The 17671-nt window shown below is 67.7% G+C and carries 17 protein-coding genes and 1 other RNA gene; 11 read left to right on the top strand and 7 right to left on the bottom strand.

Going from position 1 to position 17671, the window contains the following annotated elements:
* Positions 1-118 precede the first annotated feature (118 nt).
* The 5 genes from MED01_RS27730 (at position 119) to mctP (ending at position 4918) form a co-directional block, all read left to right on the top strand.
* Positions 119-964, top strand: coding sequence for a Nif3-like dinuclear metal center hexameric protein (locus tag MED01_RS27730; protein WP_372493733.1), 846 nt, complete (start codon positions 119-121; stop codon positions 962-964).
* Positions 954-1691 carry a zinc ribbon domain-containing protein gene (locus MED01_RS27725; protein WP_238671464.1) on the top strand — a complete coding sequence of 246 codons (738 nt, stop codon included), beginning with the start codon at positions 954-956 and terminating at the stop codon, positions 1689-1691. The genes MED01_RS27730 and MED01_RS27725 overlap by 11 nt, the downstream gene beginning before the upstream one ends.
* Before the next feature lie 3 nt (positions 1692-1694).
* Positions 1695-2870 (top strand): bifunctional RNase H/acid phosphatase, encoded by a 1176-nt coding sequence (locus MED01_RS27720; protein WP_238671463.1) that lies wholly within the window; start codon positions 1695-1697, stop codon positions 2868-2870.
* 153 nt (positions 2871-3023) lie between these two features.
* On the top strand, positions 3024-3266 hold the full coding sequence (locus MED01_RS27715; RefSeq protein WP_238671462.1) for a DUF3311 domain-containing protein: 243 nt from the start codon (positions 3024-3026) through the stop codon (positions 3264-3266).
* Positions 3266-4918 (top strand): monocarboxylate uptake permease MctP, encoded by a 1653-nt coding sequence (gene mctP, locus MED01_RS27710; protein ID WP_238671461.1) that lies wholly within the window; start codon positions 3266-3268, stop codon positions 4916-4918. The genes MED01_RS27715 and mctP overlap by 1 nt, the downstream gene beginning before the upstream one ends.
* A gap of 112 nt (positions 4919-5030) precedes the next feature.
* Here mctP and MED01_RS27705 read toward each other — a convergent pair whose 3' ends face one another.
* Positions 5031-5594: a TetR/AcrR family transcriptional regulator gene (locus tag MED01_RS27705; protein WP_238671460.1), complete on the bottom strand. Its 564-nt coding sequence runs from the start codon at positions 5592-5594 to the stop codon at positions 5031-5033.
* 86 nt (positions 5595-5680) lie between these two features.
* On the opposite strand from MED01_RS27705, the gene MED01_RS27700 reads away from it, so the two are divergent.
* Complete coding sequence (locus MED01_RS27700; RefSeq protein ID WP_238671459.1) at positions 5681-6571, top strand: NmrA/HSCARG family protein; 891 nt, start codon at positions 5681-5683, stop codon at positions 6569-6571.
* A gap of 165 nt (positions 6572-6736) precedes the next feature.
* Here the strand turns inward: MED01_RS27700 and MED01_RS27695 are convergent, their stop codons facing one another.
* Positions 6737-7198 (bottom strand): MarR family winged helix-turn-helix transcriptional regulator, encoded by a 462-nt coding sequence (locus tag MED01_RS27695; protein WP_238671458.1) that lies wholly within the window; start codon positions 7196-7198, stop codon positions 6737-6739.
* 54 nt (positions 7199-7252) lie between these two features.
* On the opposite strand from MED01_RS27695, the gene MED01_RS27690 reads away from it, so the two are divergent.
* Positions 7253-8476, top strand: coding sequence for an MFS transporter (locus MED01_RS27690; RefSeq protein ID WP_238671457.1), 1224 nt, complete (start codon positions 7253-7255; stop codon positions 8474-8476).
* A 16-nt stretch (positions 8477-8492) separates the two neighbouring features.
* Here MED01_RS27690 and MED01_RS27685 read toward each other — a convergent pair whose 3' ends face one another.
* A complete protein-coding gene (locus MED01_RS27685; RefSeq protein ID WP_238671456.1) occupies positions 8493-9254 on the bottom strand; it encodes a sulfite exporter TauE/SafE family protein in 762 nt (253 codons plus the stop codon).
* A gap of 127 nt (positions 9255-9381) precedes the next feature.
* On the opposite strand from MED01_RS27685, the gene rnpB reads away from it, so the two are divergent.
* Positions 9382-9797: RNase P RNA component class A (gene rnpB, locus MED01_RS27680), an RNA gene on the top strand.
* A gap of 400 nt (positions 9798-10197) precedes the next feature.
* Entirely contained in the window at positions 10198-10458 is a 261-nt protein-coding gene (locus MED01_RS27675; RefSeq protein WP_238671455.1) for a hypothetical protein, read from the top strand.
* Positions 10459-10463: 5 nt separating this feature from the next.
* Here the strand turns inward: MED01_RS27675 and MED01_RS27670 are convergent, their stop codons facing one another.
* Both MED01_RS27670 and MED01_RS27665 read right to left on the bottom strand, forming a co-directional pair.
* Complete coding sequence (locus MED01_RS27670; RefSeq protein ID WP_238671454.1) at positions 10464-12728, bottom strand: nSTAND3 domain-containing NTPase; 2265 nt, start codon at positions 12726-12728, stop codon at positions 10464-10466.
* A 612-nt stretch (positions 12729-13340) separates the two neighbouring features.
* Positions 13341-14189, bottom strand: a complete 849-nt coding sequence (locus MED01_RS27665; RefSeq protein WP_238671453.1) for a helix-turn-helix transcriptional regulator — start codon at positions 14187-14189, stop codon at positions 13341-13343.
* Between the two features lie 129 nt (positions 14190-14318).
* Between MED01_RS27665 and MED01_RS27660 the strand changes: the two genes are divergently transcribed.
* On the top strand, positions 14319-15305 hold the full coding sequence (locus tag MED01_RS27660) for an aldo/keto reductase (RefSeq protein WP_238671452.1): 987 nt from the start codon (positions 14319-14321) through the stop codon (positions 15303-15305).
* Between the two features lie 90 nt (positions 15306-15395).
* Positions 15396-16106 (top strand): SDR family oxidoreductase, encoded by a 711-nt coding sequence (locus tag MED01_RS27655; RefSeq protein ID WP_238671451.1) that lies wholly within the window; start codon positions 15396-15398, stop codon positions 16104-16106.
* A 289-nt stretch (positions 16107-16395) separates the two neighbouring features.
* On the opposite strand, the gene MED01_RS27650 is transcribed toward MED01_RS27655, so the two are convergent.
* Positions 16396-16587, bottom strand: a complete 192-nt coding sequence (locus tag MED01_RS27650) for a DUF397 domain-containing protein (protein WP_238671450.1) — start codon at positions 16585-16587, stop codon at positions 16396-16398.
* Positions 16574-17380 (bottom strand): helix-turn-helix domain-containing protein, encoded by an 807-nt coding sequence (locus MED01_RS27645; protein ID WP_238671449.1) that lies wholly within the window; start codon positions 17378-17380, stop codon positions 16574-16576. Before MED01_RS27645 ends, MED01_RS27650 begins: the two co-directional genes overlap by 14 nt.
* Between the last annotated feature and the right edge of the window lie 291 nt (positions 17381-17671).

Below are 17671 nucleotides of genomic sequence, written 5' to 3'. Positions count from 1 at the left end.
CGCGTCCGGAAGATCTTCCACCCGACGCGGCCGGGCCGGGTGTCACCGCCCGGCGGCCCCGACGCCGGTAAGCTGGCCCGCCGTGAGCACAAGCGGATCCGCCCCCACAGTCAGCGACGTGGTGGCCGCGCTGGAACGGCGCTTTCCGCCGGTCTGGGCGGAGGAGTGGGACCGGGTGGGCCTGGTGCTCGGTGAGCCGGCCGCCCCGGTCCGCCGGGTGCTCTGCGTGGTCGACGTGGTGCCCGAGACTGTCGAGGAAGCCCTCGCCGCCGACGCGGACATGATCGTCGCGCATCACCCGCTGCTGCTGCGCGGGGTGTCCTCGGTCGCCGCGACGACCTTCAAGGGGCGGATCATCCACCAGTTGATCCGGGCCGGGGTGGCGCTCTACGCGGCGCACACCAACGCCGACGTGGCCTCCCCGGGCGTCTCCGACGCCCTCGCCGCCCGCTTCGGGCTCAGCGGTCTGCGCCCACTGCAACGACCCGCGCCCGGCTCGCCCGCTCACGGCGACGACAGGGGTTTCGGCCGGATCGGCGAACTGCCCCAGCCGATGACCCTCGCCGAGCTGACCCGGCACGCGGCGGCGGTGCTCCCCGTCACGTCCTGGGGAGTTCGCGCGGCGGGGGATCCCGGGCGTATGGTTCGTACCCTCGCCGTCAGCGGCGGGTCGGGGGACAGCTTCCTCGGCGCCGCGACCGCCGCCGGGGTGGACGCGTTCCTCACCGCCGACCTGCGGCACCACCCGGCCGGCGAGCACCTCGCCGCCGATGGTCCCGCCCTGATCGACGCCGCCCACTGGGCGACCGAACGACCGTGGCTGGACGACCTGGCCGCTTTCCTCCGGGAGGCGCTGGACGTCGAGACGCTGGTGTCCGACCTGGACACCGACCCGTGGACCGTGCACGCCGCCGCACCCGCCGCACCCGCTGTGGACGACAAGGAGCCCGACCGTGAAGGCTGACCCTCAGGTGCAGCGCCGCCTGCTCGACCTCCAGGCGATCGACACCAACCTCGCCCAACTCGCCCACCGCAGGCGTTCGCTTCCCGAGCGGGCCGAGCTGGAGTCGCTGGCCCGGGAGCTGTCGTCGATGGAGGACGAGCGGGTCCGCGCCCAGGTGGCGGTGGACGACCTGGACCGGGACATCGCCCGGTTGGAGAAGGACGTCGAGCAGGTCCGGGCCCGCAAGGAGAAGGACGAGAACCGGCTGGCCGCCGGCACCGGCCCGGCCCGTGAGCTGGAGGCGCTCCAGCACGAGCTGGTCTCGCTCAAGCGCCGCCAGGGCGACCTGGAGGACGCCGAGCTGGAGCTGATGGAGCAGCGGGAAACCGCGCAGGGCGTACTGGACGGTGTGGAGCAGCGGCTGGCCGAGACCCGGGACAAGCGGGCCGCGACCGAGCAGCGCCGCGACGAAGCGCTGGCCGAGATCGCCAAGGATGAGGAGTTCAAGCGGGGCGCCCGTCAGCCGCTCGCCGCCGACCTCCCCAGCGATCTGGTCAACCTCTACGACAAGATCCGCGAGGACACCGGGTTGGGTGCCGCGCTGCTCACCGGGGGTCGCTGCGGCGGGTGCCGCCTGGACCTGTCCGGCGCCGACCTGGCCCGGATCCGCAAGGCCGCCCCCGACGACGTGGTCCGCTGCGAGGACTGCCGACGGATCATGGTCCGCACCAACGAGTCGGGTCTGTAGGTCGTGGCGCCGCGCGTGGTCTCCATGGAGGCCGACGGTGGGTCCCGGGGCAACCCCGGCCCCGCCGGCTACGGCGCGGTGGTCCGCGACCCGGAGACCGGCGAGGTGCTCGCCGAGCGCTCCGAGTCGCTCGGCACGGCCACCAACAACGTCGCCGAGTACCAGGGCCTGATCGCCGGGTTGACCGCCGCCGCCGAGCTGGGCGCCGCCGAGGTGGACGTCCGGATGGACTCCAAGCTGGTGGTCGAGCAGATGTGCGGCCGGTGGCAGATCAAGCACCCCGGCCTGCGGCCCCTCGCCGCCCAGGCCGCCGCGCTGGTGGGCCGGTTCGCAGCGGTCCGGTTCAGTTGGATTCCGCGCGAGCAGAACAGGCACGCCGACGCCCTCGCCAACGCCGCCATGGACGCCGCCGCGGGTCGGCCGTCGGCGACAGCGGCCCCCGGCCGCCCGGCGCCAACGCCGGCCGGCGGCCAGCCCTCGACGACGCCCGCCACCCCGATCGTCGGCAGCGATCCGGCGACCGCGCCGGCCTCCTGGGAGCCACGGCCGACCTTCACCGCCACCCGGCTGATCCTGGTCCGCCACGGCGAGACCGCGTACACCGAGCAGCGGCGCTACTCCGGGCGCGGCGACGTTCCGCTCTCGGAGCGCGGCCGGGCCCAGGCCCGCGCCACCGGCGTCCGGGTGGCCGAGCTGGCCCCGTCCGTCGCGGCAGTGCTCAGCTCACCGTTGTCCCGGTGTACGGCCACCGCGGCGTCGATCGCCGGGGCGCTCGGTGACGTGCCGGTCCGCACCGAGGACGACCTGATCGAGTGCGACTTCGGCCAGTGGGAGGGGCACACCTTCGCCGAGGTGCGCGAGCAGTGGCCGGGGGAGATGGACGCCTGGCTCGCCTCACCCCGGATCGCGCCGCCCGGCGGGGAGTCGTTCACCCAGGTCGCCGAACGCGCGCACCGCGTCATCAGCGGGCTGCTGACCGCGTACCCCGGTGAGACAGTGGTGGCCGTCTCGCACGTCTCGCCGATCAAGCTGGTGCTGCGCGACGCCCTCGCGGCCGGCGACGGTTTCCTGCACCGGCTCTTCCTGGACGCGGCAGGCATCTCGGTGCTCGACATGTGGTCGGACGGCGGCGTGGCAGTGCGCACCGTCAACGACACCGCCCACCTCGCCACTCTCTGAGCCGATTTACTCCCGGCCGGTCGGCCGCGCCGTTCGGCGCAGCCGACCGGCCGTTCGGCGCAGCACCCTCCGGACGGGTCAGGTGACCGCCGTCACAGAGTCGTAGCCTCCGGCCGTTACATCGGAAGCCACGACTCCCCGGAGGTGTGTCAGATGGCTGCACCCGAACCGGAGGCGCCGCCCACGGTGCCGACCAGGGCGAAGGACCACAGCCCCTGGAACTGGTTGCTCTTCATCCCCATCGTGGTGCCGCTGATCCCGGCGTTCTTCAATGGCGACTCGCCCCGGGTCTTCGGCTTCCCGCGCTTCTACTGGCTGCAACTGGCCTTCATCCTGCTCGGCGTCGGCACCACCACATTGGTCTACCAGATGACGAAGAAGCGGGGAGGCCGCTGATGTGGCGCGACCATCTCACCGAGATCATCGTCTTTTCCGTGCTGTTCCTCCTGGTCAGCGTGATGGGCTTCGTGGCCGCCCGGTGGCGGGCGCCGAAGGACATGGCGCACCTGGACGAGTGGGGACTGGGCGGGCGCAGCTTCGGCGGCTGGATCACCTGGTTCCTGATCGGCGGCGACCTCTACACCGCGTACACCTTCGTGGCGGTGCCGGCGCTGGTGTTCGGCGCGGGCGCCATGGGCTTCTTCGCGGTTCCGTACACCATCGTCATCTACCCGCTGGTCTTCCTGGTGCTGGTGCGGCTCTGGTCGGTGTCGCACCGGCACGGGTTCGTCACGCCGGCCGACTTCGTCCGCAGCCGGTTCGACTCGCCGGTGCTGGCGCTGCTCGTCGCGGTCACCGGCATCGTCGCCACCATGCCGTACATCGCGTTGCAGCTCGTCGGAATTGAGGCGGTGCTCAAGACGATGGGGGTGACCGGCGAGAGCGCCCTGGCCCGGCACCTGCCGATCATCATCGCGTTCGCGATCCTGGCGGCGTACACGTACCAGTCGGGGCTGCGCGCGCCCGCGCTGATCGCGTTCGTCAAGGACAGCCTGATCTACGTGGTGATCCTGGTCGCGGTGATCTGGCTACCGCAGAAGCTGGGCGGCTGGGGCAGCATCTTCGACGCCGCCGAGGCGAAGTTCCAGGCCACAGCGCAGAACCCGAACGACGGGATCCTGCTCAACGCCAACAACCAGCTTCAGTACGTCACCCTGGCGTTCGGCTCGGCGCTGGCGCTGTTCCTCTACCCGCACAGCATCACCGGCGTCCTGGCCAGCCGGAACCGGGACGTGATCAAGCGGAACATGTCGGCACTGCCCGCGTACAGCCTGATCCTCGGATTGATCGCGCTGCTCGGCTATATGGCCATCGCGTCCGGGGTGAAGCCGCTGCCCGGCACCAAGGAGGGCACGGTCGACAACAACACTGTCGTGCCGGTGCTGTTCGACCAGCAGTTCCCGGACTGGTTCGCCGGTGTCGCGTACGCGGCGATCGGCATCGGCGCGCTGGTGCCCGCGGCGATCATGTCGATCGCGGCGGCGAACCTGTTCACCCGCAACATCTACAAGGAGTACCTGAAGCGGGACGCCTCCCCGGCCCAGGAGGCGAACGTCTCGAAGATCACCTCGCTGGTGGTGAAGGTCGGCGCGGTGGCCTGCATCGTTTTCCTCGACCCGCAGTTCTCCATCGATCTCCAGCTGATCGGTGGCGTGATCATCCTTCAGACGCTGCCAGCGGTGGCGCTGGGCCTCTACACCCGCTGGTTCCACCGCACGGGCCTGATCGTCGGCTGGGTGGCCGGCATGGGGTTGGGCATGTGGATGCTCTACCAGGTGGCCAGCCCGACCCGGAAGCACTTCGGCGGCTCGGCGTTCCCGCTGTCGGAGTTCGGGTTCGACACCACCAAGACGATCTACGTCGGCATCGTGGCGGTGGCGGTCAACCTGGCCGTGGCGGCTCTGGTGACGCTCGCGCTGCGGGCCGCGAAGGTCGAGGAAGGAGTCGACGGCACCGAGCCGGACGACTACTTCGCCGACGAGGGCGACCCCCGGATCACCCCGGGCCCCGACCGCGACGCCGACCCGGCCCGCGAACCGGTCGCCTGACCTGAGGACCCGCGCGGGTTTTCGCGTCGATCATGGAGTTGTGGTGCCTGGTTGATGGCTGTTCACGGCAGTCGTCCCCCACCACAACTCCATGATCGACCAAGCCTGGGCTTCACGAGCCCTTGTCGACCGACTCGCGCCGGTCCGCTGACCCGATCCCCTGGAGGGCGAGGGTCAGCAGTTGTTCCGCCTTGGCGGCGCCCATCGGTTGCGCCGCGAGTGAGATGCCGTTGGCGAGGATCATCAGGTCGGCCATGGTGATGTCGGGCCGTACCGAACCCTCGTCGACGGCTCGGCGTAGCAGTGGTTCACCGGCGGCGACGAGCGTCGCGCCGCAGGTGTCGGACTCCTGGGCGGGCTCGTTCAGGAGCGAGTCCGCGAGGCCGCGGGTTGTCGTGGCGTACGCGGTCACCTCGTGCAGCCAGGTCGTCAGCGCGTCGAGCGCGTCCGGCGCGGCGAGTAGATCTCCGGCGCGCGCCGCCAGGTTGCGGACACATCCGCCGAAGACCGCCTGGAGCAGCGACCACCGGGTGGGGAAGTGCCGGTGCAGGGTCGCCGAACCGACCCCGGCGGATCGGGCGATCTCCTCCAGCGAGGCGTACGCGCCGTCGCGGGCGATCGCCTCGGACGCCGCCGTGACGATGAGGTCGTAGTTGCGCTGCGCGTCCGCTCTCATGGCCCGCCTTGCAGAAATGGGGTGGTCCCCCGTATCGTAGCCGACGAAAAGTGGGGGGCCACCCCATTTGTTTCTCAGGAGGCATCGTGGCTGTTCTCGTCATCGGCGCGACGGGTAAGCAGGGCGGGGCAACGGCCCGAGCGCTGCTCGACCGTGGCGTCCCGGTCCGCGCCCTGGTCCGCGATCCCGGCACTGACAGCGCCCAGGCTCTGCGGGAGCGGGGCGCCGAACTGGTCACTGGCAACCTGGACGACGCCGACTCGCTGCTCGCCGCGGCGGACGGGATGGACGGCGTCTTCTCCATCCCGTATCCCGATGTGACGGACATGCAGGGCGACGCCGAAGTGATCCGCGGCCGTAACGTCGTCGAGGCGGCGCGCCGGGCCGGCGTGTCGCAGTTCGTGCACAGCAGCGTCTCGGGTGCCGGCGACTTTCACCGCAACCAGCCCGGCTGGGCCGAAGGCCGGTGGGACAGGCACTACTGGGAGAGTAAGGCGGCAATTGACGAGCTGGTGCGCTCGGGTGGCTTCGCGCACTGGACGCTCCTGAAGCCTTCGACCTTCATGGAGAACCTGGTCGGGTGGTCCTACCTCTTCGGCGACTGGTCCAGTGGCACGATCATCACCGGCTTCGCCGAAGACACGCGCATGCCGTGGGTCGCCGTCGACGACATCGGCGAAGCGGCGGCGATCGCATTCACGAACCCGGGGAAGCTCGACGGCCTGGACGTCGAACTCGCCGGCGACCTGCTCACCATGACCGAGGTCGCCGCCATCCTGAGTGAGGTCACCGGTCGGGCGATCACCGCGCCCGTGCTCACCCCGCAGGAGGCCGTCGAGCGCGGCCTGCTGCCCGCCATGGTCAAGGCGGTCGAGCAGATCAACGAGAACGGAAGCCCCGCCCGTCCGGAGATGACCCGCGCCCTCGGCCTACCGACCACCGACTTCCGCACCTGGGCGCGGCGAACGTTGTCCTGAATCCCGGCGGGTTCGCCGCAAGATCGTGCTCGATCGTTGTTGTAGTGGTGTCGGACCGCGCGGGATGCCACTACAACCAGGATCTTGCGCGATCTTGGCGGTGGAAGGGCTTCTTCGCGCGGCTGGACGGCGCGGTGAGCCAGGCCACGACACCCCGACGCGGGGTCAGCGGGAGCGGTTGCGGTTCACCAGGGCCTGGTTGAGGCGGGTCAGTAGGGCGGCCAGCGTGGTCCGATCCTCGGGGCTCCAGTCGGCCAGCATGTCGCCGTAGAGCCGGGTGCGGGCGGCCTGGACGGCGGCCATCCGCTGGAGACCGGCCGGGGTGGGGGAGATGACAGTGCCGCGGCCGTCGGACGGGTCCGGGGTGCGGGTGATCAGGCCGTCCCGCTGAAGCGCGGAGACCTGTCGGGTGACTGTCGAGCCGTCCAGGTTGAGTCGGGCGGCGAGCGCCGAGACGTTCTGCGGGCCGACGTCGGCCAGGTGGCGCAGGATGACGTACGCCGCGCGGTCCAGCACCCGGTGCTCGGCCGTGCCGGTGGCCCGCCGAGTGGCCTCGCCGAAGCGCATCAGCAGGGCCACCTCGGTCTCGATCTGGCCGAGGGTGCTCTTGTCACTGTCGTCGCTCATAGCTGTATGATACAGAATAAATACCTGTACGATACAGCTATCTGGGGAGTCGGAGTGGATCGGCGTTCAGAACCGAACCGCAGTGCCATCTACGCCACCACACTGGTGGCCTTCCTCGCCATCGCCGGCATCGCCGTCGTCGACCCGATCCTGCCCGCCATCGGCGAGGCGATCGGGGTCACCGCCTGGCAGGTCGAGCTGCTGTTCACCGCGTACATCGCGGTCATGGCCCTCGGCATGATCCCGGCGACGCTGGCCAGCGGCCGGTTCGGCTTCAAGCCGGTGCTCATCACCGGCGTCTCAGTTGTCGGCCTCGCCGCGATCCTCGCCTCGTTCAGCGACAACATCGTGCAGCTCTCCGTGCTGCGCGGCGTCTGGGGGCTGGGCAACGCGATGTTCTTCGCCACCGCAATGGTGGTGCTTGTCAACCTGGCCGTCGACCGGGAATGGGTGGTGGGCCTCTTCGAAACCGCCCTCGGTCTCGGCTTCGCCGTCGGACCGCTCATCGGCGGCCTGCTCGGCCAGGTCAGCTGGCGGCTGCCGTTCTTCGTCTGCGGCGTCTTCATGGTCCTCGCCCTCGGCGTGGCCTCCCGCAAACTCCGCGAGCCCACCAACCGGCAGGCCCCGGTACGCGTCGGCCAGATCTTCGCCACCTACCGCCGACCGGCGTTCATCGCCCTCTGCGTGGTCACCGCCGCGTACAACTTCGTGTTCTTCGTGGTGCTCGGCTACACGCCGCTCTTCCTCGGCCTGGACGTCATCCCGCTGGGGCTCGCGTTCACCGGCTGGGGTCTCGGCCTGGCCGCCGGCATCATGGTGATCGGTCACCGGCTGGCCCACCGCATCGGCGCGGTGCAGACCGTCGGCGTGGCCATCGCCGGGCTGCTGGTCTGCATGGTCCTCTTCGCCACCTCCACCAGCACCGCCGAGGCGCTCGTGGTGCTGGTGCTCGCCGGACTCTGCATGGGGCTGGCCAACGCCAACCTCACCGACCTGGCGCTCGGCCTCGGCTCCAGCGACCGGCGCGTCGCCACCGGAGCGTTCAACCTGGTCCGCTGGGGTGCCGCCGCGCCGGCCCCGATCATCTCCGGCAAGCTCGCCGAGCAGTCGCTGTCGCTGCCGTTCTGGGTCGGCTTCGGGGTGCTCGCCGTCGGCGTGCTCGTCTACCTGGCCTTCGCTCACCTGATGGCCGCCGGCTACGGCGAGCGGGTGCTCTGGTCCCGCTGGAACCGCGCCGCCGCCGACACCGAGCACGAGCCTGTCGGCGAGACGTACTGACCGTCGGTCGACCGGGTCAGTTCAGGGCGCGCCAGAGCAGGTAGAGGCCGATCGTCGTGCCGAACACCACGATCAGCGTCTTGAGCACCACCGGCGGCAGCCGGCGGACGAGCCGGGCGCCCGCGTACCCCCCAATCAGGGTGGCCGGCGCGACCACCGCGACGGCCGCCCAGTTCAACGGGCCGAACAGGGCGAACACCACCAGCGTGGTCAACCCGACCACCGCCGAGAGCAGATTCTTGATCGCGCTCACCCGGGCCAGTGTCGCGTCCAGCACCAGGGCCAGCCCGGCAACCAGCATCACCCCGAGGGCCGCACCGAAGTAACCGCCGTACACCGCACCGAGCGCAACCATCGTCTGCACCGTTACCGTCCGCCGGCGTGGCGTCAGGTCCCGGGGGTGACCGACCAGGCGGCGCAGCGGGTCCTGGAAGGCCAGGACCGCTGTCGCGCCGAGGACCAGAAACGGTACGACCAGCTCGAACGCGCGGGCCGGAGTGGCCAGCAGCAGCAACGCCCCGAGGATCGTGCCCACAATGGTGGTAGGCACCAGCGTGGCCAGCGCGCGGGGACGCGGCAGATCCTGCCGGCTGCCCGCCACGCTGGCCAGGTACCCGGGGAAGACGGCGACGGAGTTGCTGACATTCGCCGGCACCGGAGGCAACCCGATCGCGATCATCGCCGGAAAGGTGATCAACGAACCGCCACCGGCCACCGCGTTGACAGTGCCAGCGGCGAGACCGGCGGCGAGCAGCAGCGCGGCGTGGGAGAGATCCATAGCCCCACGAGGCTAGCCGCCGCCTCACGGGACGGATTCGCCGGACCGTTCGTGAGCTGCGCGATCTTGCCCAGGCGGGGCGGCAATACCGGCAGCACGCTCGTCGTTAGGATGAGAGCGCGACGGACGAGTCGACCGGGCGGCCGCGTCGGCGGGCTTCGGCCCGCCGCCGAGGAACGTCCGGACTCCACAGGGCAGGGTGGTTGTTAACGGCAACCCGGGGCGACCCGCGGGACAGTGCCACAGAAAACAGACCGCCGACCCCAACGGGGACGGTAAGGGTGAAACGGTGGGGTAAGAGCCCACCAGCACCCCGGGTGACCGGGGTGGCTCGGTAAACCCCACCCGGAGCAAGGCCAAGCAAGGGCCGTCACCGCAAGATGACGACCCGGCGCAGACGCTTGAGGGCTGCCCGCCCGATGTCTGCGGGTAGGCCGCTGGAGCCTGCCGGCAACGGCAGGCCGAGATGGATGGCCGCCGCCGGCGCAAACCCCTCGGGGTACGCGCCGCGCACAGAATCCGGCGTACAGGTCGACTCGTCCGTCGCCCACCAGCTCAGAGACCTGATCAAGGCTCTGAGCTAGCCGTGTATTAGGTGCCGGTTGACCTTGGTCATCGTTGGGTGGCGTTTGACGGCCTGGCCACGGCCTGAGACGGCCTGGAGACGGCCTGAGTGCTGGATCAGTCGGGTCTCTTCTCGGATCGCGCGGGCTGTGCCGTTTTGGGGCCTCTCCGGGCCGGGGCTCGGTGGTTCTGGACCGGGCCGGCCGCTATGGGGGAGGGTCACGTCCTGGCGGTGGAGCTGGTGCCGCGACCCGGTGGCAAGCCAGTCCCGGGGTTGGACCGGCGCGGCAGCCGGAAGCCCCGACGCACGACCAGACCGACCCGCTGGCTTCCGCAGCGGTCTTGGTGGTCCCATTTGTGGATGAGGTGGGACGAGTGCGTGCCGGAGCTGCTGGAGCATCTGGGGGAGATGGGTCTGGTCGGGCTGGTCAAGATTGACGGGGAGCGGGAGCGTAAGCCCTGGACCGTGGTGATCTCAGGCCAGCGGCTCGATGGTGCCGTGATCAGGGTCGACGGCCACAGTCTTGAGTACTGCCTGCGGCATGCCGTCGCCTCGCTTCATGAGCGCTTCCCGGACCTGTCGGTGGCTCACCGCCGGCCTTGCGGCCGCACCGCGCGGAGCGCGGTGCTTGAGCAATGAAAGACCTATTCGGTAATCTGTTCGGCTAGCAGAGCGAACATGTCGCCGATGCTGACCTCATCTACCTCTATGTATTCTGGGGACAATTGCCCCGACAGCTCTTGCTCAGATAGCATTTCCGTCAACATAAGAGACTCGTGAACTTCGTCTAGCTGTGTTGAGACCGACTCTTCATGCGAGTGAGCGTAGTCAAGGACTTCATAAAACACATCTGGACCCTCCGCAGGTGTTGCTCCCATGCCGCTTTCCAGGAACTCGCGGATAACGCTCTGTGCAATCGTGTGGCGTGCGCCTGCGGCCTCTTCGAGCGCTTCTGGCGGGGCTAGGTCACCCAAACGCTCTAGAAGTTCGACGGCTAAGTCCGTGCGACGCCACTCGGTCAAGTCGAGCATTATCGCCTCGACAGTTTCGGTCGCAAGAGGGGGTGCCAACCTCTGCAGCTCGCTGAATTGCGACGCGCGGCATTGAGAGATTACTTCGACGGCGTCTGCCAAACTTGCTGCGGCTTCGATAAAGTCGCCATCGCCGATAACATCTGCTACGTATTCGGCGAGTCCGCGGAGTTCCAACTCGTTCGCTATTTGAAGACATACGCTCACTCTATGCGTCAAGTCGCAGCGGTACCGGTCGGCCGGGACCTGCTGCTCAGGCAGGAAGAGAGTCCAGGTAAGTGACTGCGCGAACTTGTCGCAGTTGCTCTGGAGAGTGCTTAAAAGGAGTCGATCTGGGTGCTTGGACGCCAGCTCCCACAGTTTCTCTAGCTGCTCGAAGTGGGTGGCGCTTTCGATTATTTCCAATACCTTAGCGGGGTTGTTGCTGAGATGGTGGCGCATAAAGTCCGCAACAGACGGATTTTGAAAAGTCGTCGGATATTGCTGTCCAATGGTAATGATCATCGTCCCGCGCAGCAGGCGCACCGCTTGCTGGAATGTGCGTTGGCTGGCATCCGATTCCCGGGTGGCGCGCAGGCTTGCCCAGGCGCCGAATAGGTCGAGGTAGCGAACTTCCCTGCGAAGGAGAAACAATGCCTCCATGAGGTCTCTGGCGGGAGCGTCGAGTTGGTCATAATATATAGGCCCCCACACTCGATCGGGGTCGTTAAGGTTGTTCAGCAGCATGATTGGTGCATCTTGCGGAGAAAAGTAAGTCTCGCGCGATATGTTCCGAAGGGTATCCTCGATTGTTCGAGGGTTGAAGCTGCGGTGTTCAATGATTGGTCGGTATGCAGCGGGTGTGGCGAAGCTAGCTTTTACGGCTGACGAAACATTTGAAAAGTAGACATGGTTGTAGAGAATGCCTGCCCGGACTCGCTCTTTGTAGTCGCTCAGATCAAGAACACACTGCATCGGATCGAAGTCTTCCCTAGCAAGCTGCTCATAGGTGCGTCGCGCTTGCTCAAGTATGTATTCACGAGTCGTCATGATGACGCGTTTGTTGGTCAGCTTATTGACCCGGCGCAGTAGAGACACGAGGCGTCTGTCTTCGTTCTTGGGGAGCTTTCCCTCCAAGGTGGTTTGCCCCAGGAAGTCGTCATAATAGAATACTTGAGGAGCAGAGTCGCTCCACACCTTGTTGGCTTCGTCAATGTCGGCCGAAATTTCGTAGAGCTGATAACCTGCAGCCACATAGTTCGAGCAAAGCACCCGGGCTAGAGTCGACTTCCCGATCCCAGGGTTTCCAACAATCATGCATGCCTTGTGCTCTTCCAGAATTTGGCGCGCTCTGTCAAGGCTGGGATTCGGCGAGAATTTGAGCAGCGTCTCCGGCAAAGACTCGATGAGATCTCGTGACCGGGTCAACACATCACTCGCGAGGAGGCTTTGCAGGATTGAGGTACTGGCAAGCCAGAGGCGGATATGCCGCTTCACAATTTCCGGCCTAGCCTTGAGTAAAGCAACAATTTCGTCAAGGCCATAAATATCGCACTCGACCAGGTACGGTTTAAGCGCCTCAGCGAGTTCGTGCTTCGCCCCTACCGTCAGGCTGACTGAAGTTGCGAGTATGTAGCGCTGAGGCTTGAGTCGCCGAATTTTCAACGCTTCTTTGCTCTTCATGTGTTGCACTAGCTTGGCACGCGAAGAGTTAAACCAATGCTTGCATTGAATGATGATCTGACTGTCGTTCAAGGGGCCGATGTGCCTGAGATCTACGCCCCCGTCACGCCCTTGAGCGAAGATCTCAATCCGGACTTCGAGAAGGTCCTCGAATAAGTCTCGGCAGACCAGTTCAAAATCGAAGTCTGTGAGTCGACCAACATCGAACCCGTCCACAAGGCCCTCCGCAGCCTGGCTAGGCTGGCAGCCTAATTGGGGGTTCGTAGAGATGCAACCTTCGAGGCGAGGATGGTCCATCGCTCCTAGCAGGGACGGCATCCCATTCCTGCCTAGAGGCTAGCGAAGGGGCAGCACAGTCTGACCCCATTGCCGTGCTCCGCGTCCTCGGGCTGCCGATGATTCGAGCCACGATGGCGGGCCAGGTCGTGCTGACAAGTCGCGCTCGCCGAAATGCTCGAAAAGCTCCCTTGCGGCATAGCGCTACCCAAGGGGTCTTCTACCTCAAAGCGGATGGCGGGTGCCTGCTCCGTGTTAGGAATCCCGTCGCCGAGCTCTGGGCTCGCACCCAACGGGCCGGTGTCGTGCTGGTCACGGCGGCCGAGGCGAACGGCTTCGAGTTTGACGACTGAGGTCCGCTGTCCCGTGTGAGACCCGCATCAGGCGCGCCATCGACTGCCCGCTGACGGACGCCGAGTCGCCCTGACGCCCTCCGGTGTGCAGGTCGAGTCGTCCGTCGCCCGCCGTGCCGCCTGGGACGCCGTGCACCCGGATTTATGGCTAGGCACTAGCGCATGGCCGCGTAGCTCGGTGGCAGTTTGCGACAAGGGGTCAGTGAGGCACACCGGCCGGGAACTCCTCGACCCCCAGCACGCGCAGCAGCTCAAGCTTCTCCCGGGCCTCGGCGTCGGCCGGGGTCAGCACCAGCAGCTGCTGGCCGAGGTCGGGGGTGACCAGGGTTTCGCAGTCCATCGTGATGCGGCCCACGCGCGGGTGCATGAACGTCTTGCGGTCGGCCCGGCGCACTGCCACCTCGTGCTCGGCCCACAGCCGCCGGAAGTCGTCGCTCGCAGCCCGCAACCGTTCGATCAGGCCGGTCACGGCCGGGTCGTCGGGCCGCCGGCCGGCCACCGCGCGCAGGTCGGCGACCTGTTGGCGGGCGTGCCGTTGCCATTCGTCGGGGCCGTGGAGGTCGCGGATGACCGGGTCGGTGAAGTAGCGGTAGGCGACGTAGCGGCGGTCGCCGGTCAGCCCGGTGTGGTCGCCGGTGAGCAGGATCGACATGCGGTTCTGCGCCAGGACCTCGCCGAGGTCGGACAGGACCATGGCGGGGGTGTCGCCCACCAGGTCGAGCAGGCGGACGAGGCCGGCCCGGGCCAGGCGGGCCATGCCGTCGGCGGGCGGCGGCTGGTGGCCGGCCAGGTGGAACAGGTGGCTTCGCTCGTCGTCGGTCAGCCGCAGGGCCCGGGCCAGGGCACCGAGCAGCTGGGTTGACGGCTGGCTGCTGCGGCCCTGCTCAAGGCGGATGACGTAGTCGACGGACATGCCGGCGAGCATGGCGACCTCCTCGCGGCGCAGGCCGGCGGTGCGGCGGCGGGGGCCGTCGGCGATGCCGACCTCGGCGGGGCGGATGGCCTCGCGTCGGCGCCGCAGGAAGTCGGCGAGCTGCTCACGCTGCAATGCCCCCATGCTGCGCCGGGACTGGGCACCGAGCCAGGGAGCGGCGCTCCCACGATAAGCGCTCCGCTGCCGGCGGACCGGAAAGCGGCGCAGGGTGGAGCCGAGATCGACCGATGAGGGAGAGTTTCGATGCAGACACGCACTCTGGGCAACACGGGCCCCAAGGTTTCCGCGGTGGGGTTGGGGGCGATGAGCATGTCGGGCACCTACGGCCCGGCCGATCGCGAGGAGAGCATCGCCACCGTACGGGCCGCGCTGGACGCGGGGGTCACGCTGGTCGACACCGGTGACTTCTATGGCATGGGGCACAACGAGCTGCTGCTGTCGGAGGCGTTGCGGGGACGCGACCGGGACAGCTATCTGCTGAGTGTGAAGTTCGGGCAGCAGGTGGGGCCGGGCATGCGGTTCGCCGGTCAGGACTCCCGTCCGGCTTCGGTGCGGAACTTCCTGAGCTACTCGCTGACCCGGCTCGGCGTCGACCACGTGGACATCTACCGGCCGGCCCGGCTCGACCGGTCGGTGCCGATCGAGGACACGATCGGCGCGATCAAGGAGATGATCGACGCCGGTTACGTGCGGTATGTGGGGCTGTCCGAGGTTGACGCGGAGACCGTCCGGCGGGCGCACGCCGTACATCCGATCGCTGATCTTCAGATTGAGTATTCGCTGCTGTCGCGGGCGGTCGAGGCCGACGTGCTGCCCACGCTGCGGGAGCTGGGCATCGGGCTGACCGCGTACGGGGTGCTGGGCCGTGGCCTGCTCTCGGGGACCTGGGTGCCGGGGCGGGCGGACGATCCGCGTAACCACAGTCCCCGCTTCTCCGCCGAGAACGCGTCGCACAACCTCGCCCTGGTGGAGGCGTTGCGCCGGGTCGCCGACGCGAAGGGGTGCACGGTGGCGCAGTTGGCGATCGCGTGGGTGGCGGCGCAGGACCTGTCCATCGTTCCGCTGGTCGGTGCGCGTACCCGGCAGCGGCTGGCCGAGGCGTTGCCGGCGCTGGACGTGAAGCTGTCGGCCGATGATCTCGAAGAGATCGAGGCGGCCGTGCCGAAGGGTGCCGCGCGCGGTGACCGTTACCCGGCGGCGTTCATGTCGAGCCTCGGCGTCGGTAACTAGTGCCTCGGTTGCCGCGTCCCCGATCCGCACAGTGACCCGCCTCGCAAACATTTGCCTCTGACGTTAACGTGAGGTTTTAGCGTGGGGGGCATGCAGATCAACGGTACGAAAGCCCTCGTAACAGGTGCCAACCGTGGGCTCGGCAAGGCCTTTGCCGAGGCGCTCGTCGCCCGCGGTGCCACCACCGTCTACGCCACCGCCCGCCGCCCCGATCGCATCGACATCCCCGGCGTCGTCCCTCTCCAACTGGACATCACCGACCCGACGTCCATCGAGGCCGCGGCGGCCGAGGTGGGCGAACTCGACATCCTCATCAACAACGCTGGCATCTCGACAGACGCGCCCCTGCTCGGCCCCTCCACGGAGAACATCCGCCGAGAGTTCGACACCAACTTCTGGGGCACCCTGAACGTCGTCCGCGCCTTCGCTCCCCGGCTTGGCGGGGGTGCCATTCTCAACGTCATCTCAGCGCTGAGCTGGTACACCTTCGCCCCTGCCAGCAATGGCTACGCCGCTTCCAAAGCCGCGGAATGGTCTCTCACCAACGGCATCAGACTTGAGCTTGCCGACCAGAAAACCCAGGTCACCGCGCTGGCCCTGGCGATAGCCGACACCGACATGATGGCCGCCTACGACATCCCTAAACTGCCACCCCACGAGGTGGTCGCCATGGCGTTGGACGGCCTGGAAGCGGGCAAGCTCGAAGTGATCGCCGACAGCCCCACCGCCAAGGTCAAGGCTTCGCTTTCCCGCGACCCGGCCCTCTTCTACGCCGACATCTCCGCCGCCCTCTTCGGCTGACGCCACCGTCTGCCCGTCAGGGAATGTGAGGCGGCTCAACATTGAAGAGGTCTGTTGTGAACTGCGGTGACGGTGTCGTTTGTCCGTAGACATTGCAGCAGCCACCGCCGAGTCTCGAAGGTCGTGTGGGCCCAAGACGAGGCGGTGGCTGCCGCCGCTACGAAAACCGCAGTTGGCGGGCCAGCCGATGTGCGTGAGGCGTCCAGCAACTGCATAGGGGATCTCGACAGTGTGTCAAGTGGGCATGCCAGTTCAACGTGCCCACGCCCACTCCGCCTCGGGGCGGGCGCTACGGCCGCTTGGTGACCTGGGCGACGAACGCGTCCCAGGCGGCCGGGGGGAAGGCCAATGCTGGTCCGGCGACGTCCTTCGAGTCGCGGACGGCCACAACACCGGGCAGGTTGCTTGCCACCTCGACGCAGTTGCCGCCGCTCGCGCCGCTGCGGGTGGACTTGCGCCACCGGGCGTTACTGAGGTCCATGATGGCTCTCAACTTCCTTCAGCAGGTCAATGGACTGCCGGCGCGGTAGAGCCTCGTTCCGGACGCTCTCCCACCTTGCCTGAAGCGTAGCCACCTCATCGTCCTTGTCGATGACATCCCCGCCAAGCTGGTTTTCGAGGTGTCCCACCCAGACGCCCTCGCTGGACCGTGCCAGCGCGAACGGTCCGGACAGCCCGATGTGCAGGCCGCTAGCGATCGGGATGACGTGTACGTGAACGTGGGGAAGTTCGGCCATCGCGACCAGGTGGGCGACTTGCTGGGCCATGATCCCGCCCAGACCATCACCCGTTCGCCGGATCGCGACTTCGTCCAGCACTGCGACAAACTGTGGCCGGCGCTCGCCGGTCAGGATCGCCTGCCGGCTCATGCGCCCCTGCACGCGCTGCTCAACCTCGTCATCGGTGAGGTTTTCGACTGTTCGCAGGACCGTGCGGGCGTAGTGCTCCACCTGTAGCAGCCCGGGAATCAGGTTCGGCTCGAAGTAACGAAGCTGTGTCGCTTCGCGCTCGGCGTCCAGCCAGGGCAGAAACCACGACGGTGCGCCGAACTTCGTCGCCAGGCGCTCGAAGAGCCCGCCGTTGTTCAGCGCCCGGTCGGCTCCCTTGATGAAGTCCATCGTGAGTGCTCGGGTGCCGCTTTCCACGGCGCTGACGTGCGAAGCGCTGAAGCCCGCTGCCCGGCCGAAAGACTCTTGCGTCATCCCGGACGCTCCTCGAGCACGGCGGATTTCGCTCACGATGAAGTCCGCAAGTGGACTCGGCACGTCAGCCACACAACGCTCCTCAAATCGGAGATCGACTACCCGAGGTGCCACAGGTCGGGACCCCGTTAGGCCAGGTCAGCCCGGACGCCGGAAGCACCTTCCGAGCGTAGTGGCCTCCACAGCAGAGTGTCACCAGGCGGCGCGGCTGGTGAGGACCACGAAACCCGGCGGTCGCGTTCGTAGCGGGGCCGCTCCTGACGGGCGAGCACTCACGGGAGCGGCCCCTTCCCAACGGCACCAGAGGGGGAGACCGTGCCCGACGACAAACCCGAGAAGCCCATCCCGGAGCCGGTCAGCGCG

The sequence above is a fragment of the Micromonospora alfalfae genome (assembly GCF_022230925.1).
GTDB classification, from domain to species: domain Bacteria; phylum Actinomycetota; class Actinomycetes; order Mycobacteriales; family Micromonosporaceae; genus Micromonospora; species Micromonospora alfalfae.
This window is presented reverse-complemented; position numbering and strand designations above follow the sequence as displayed.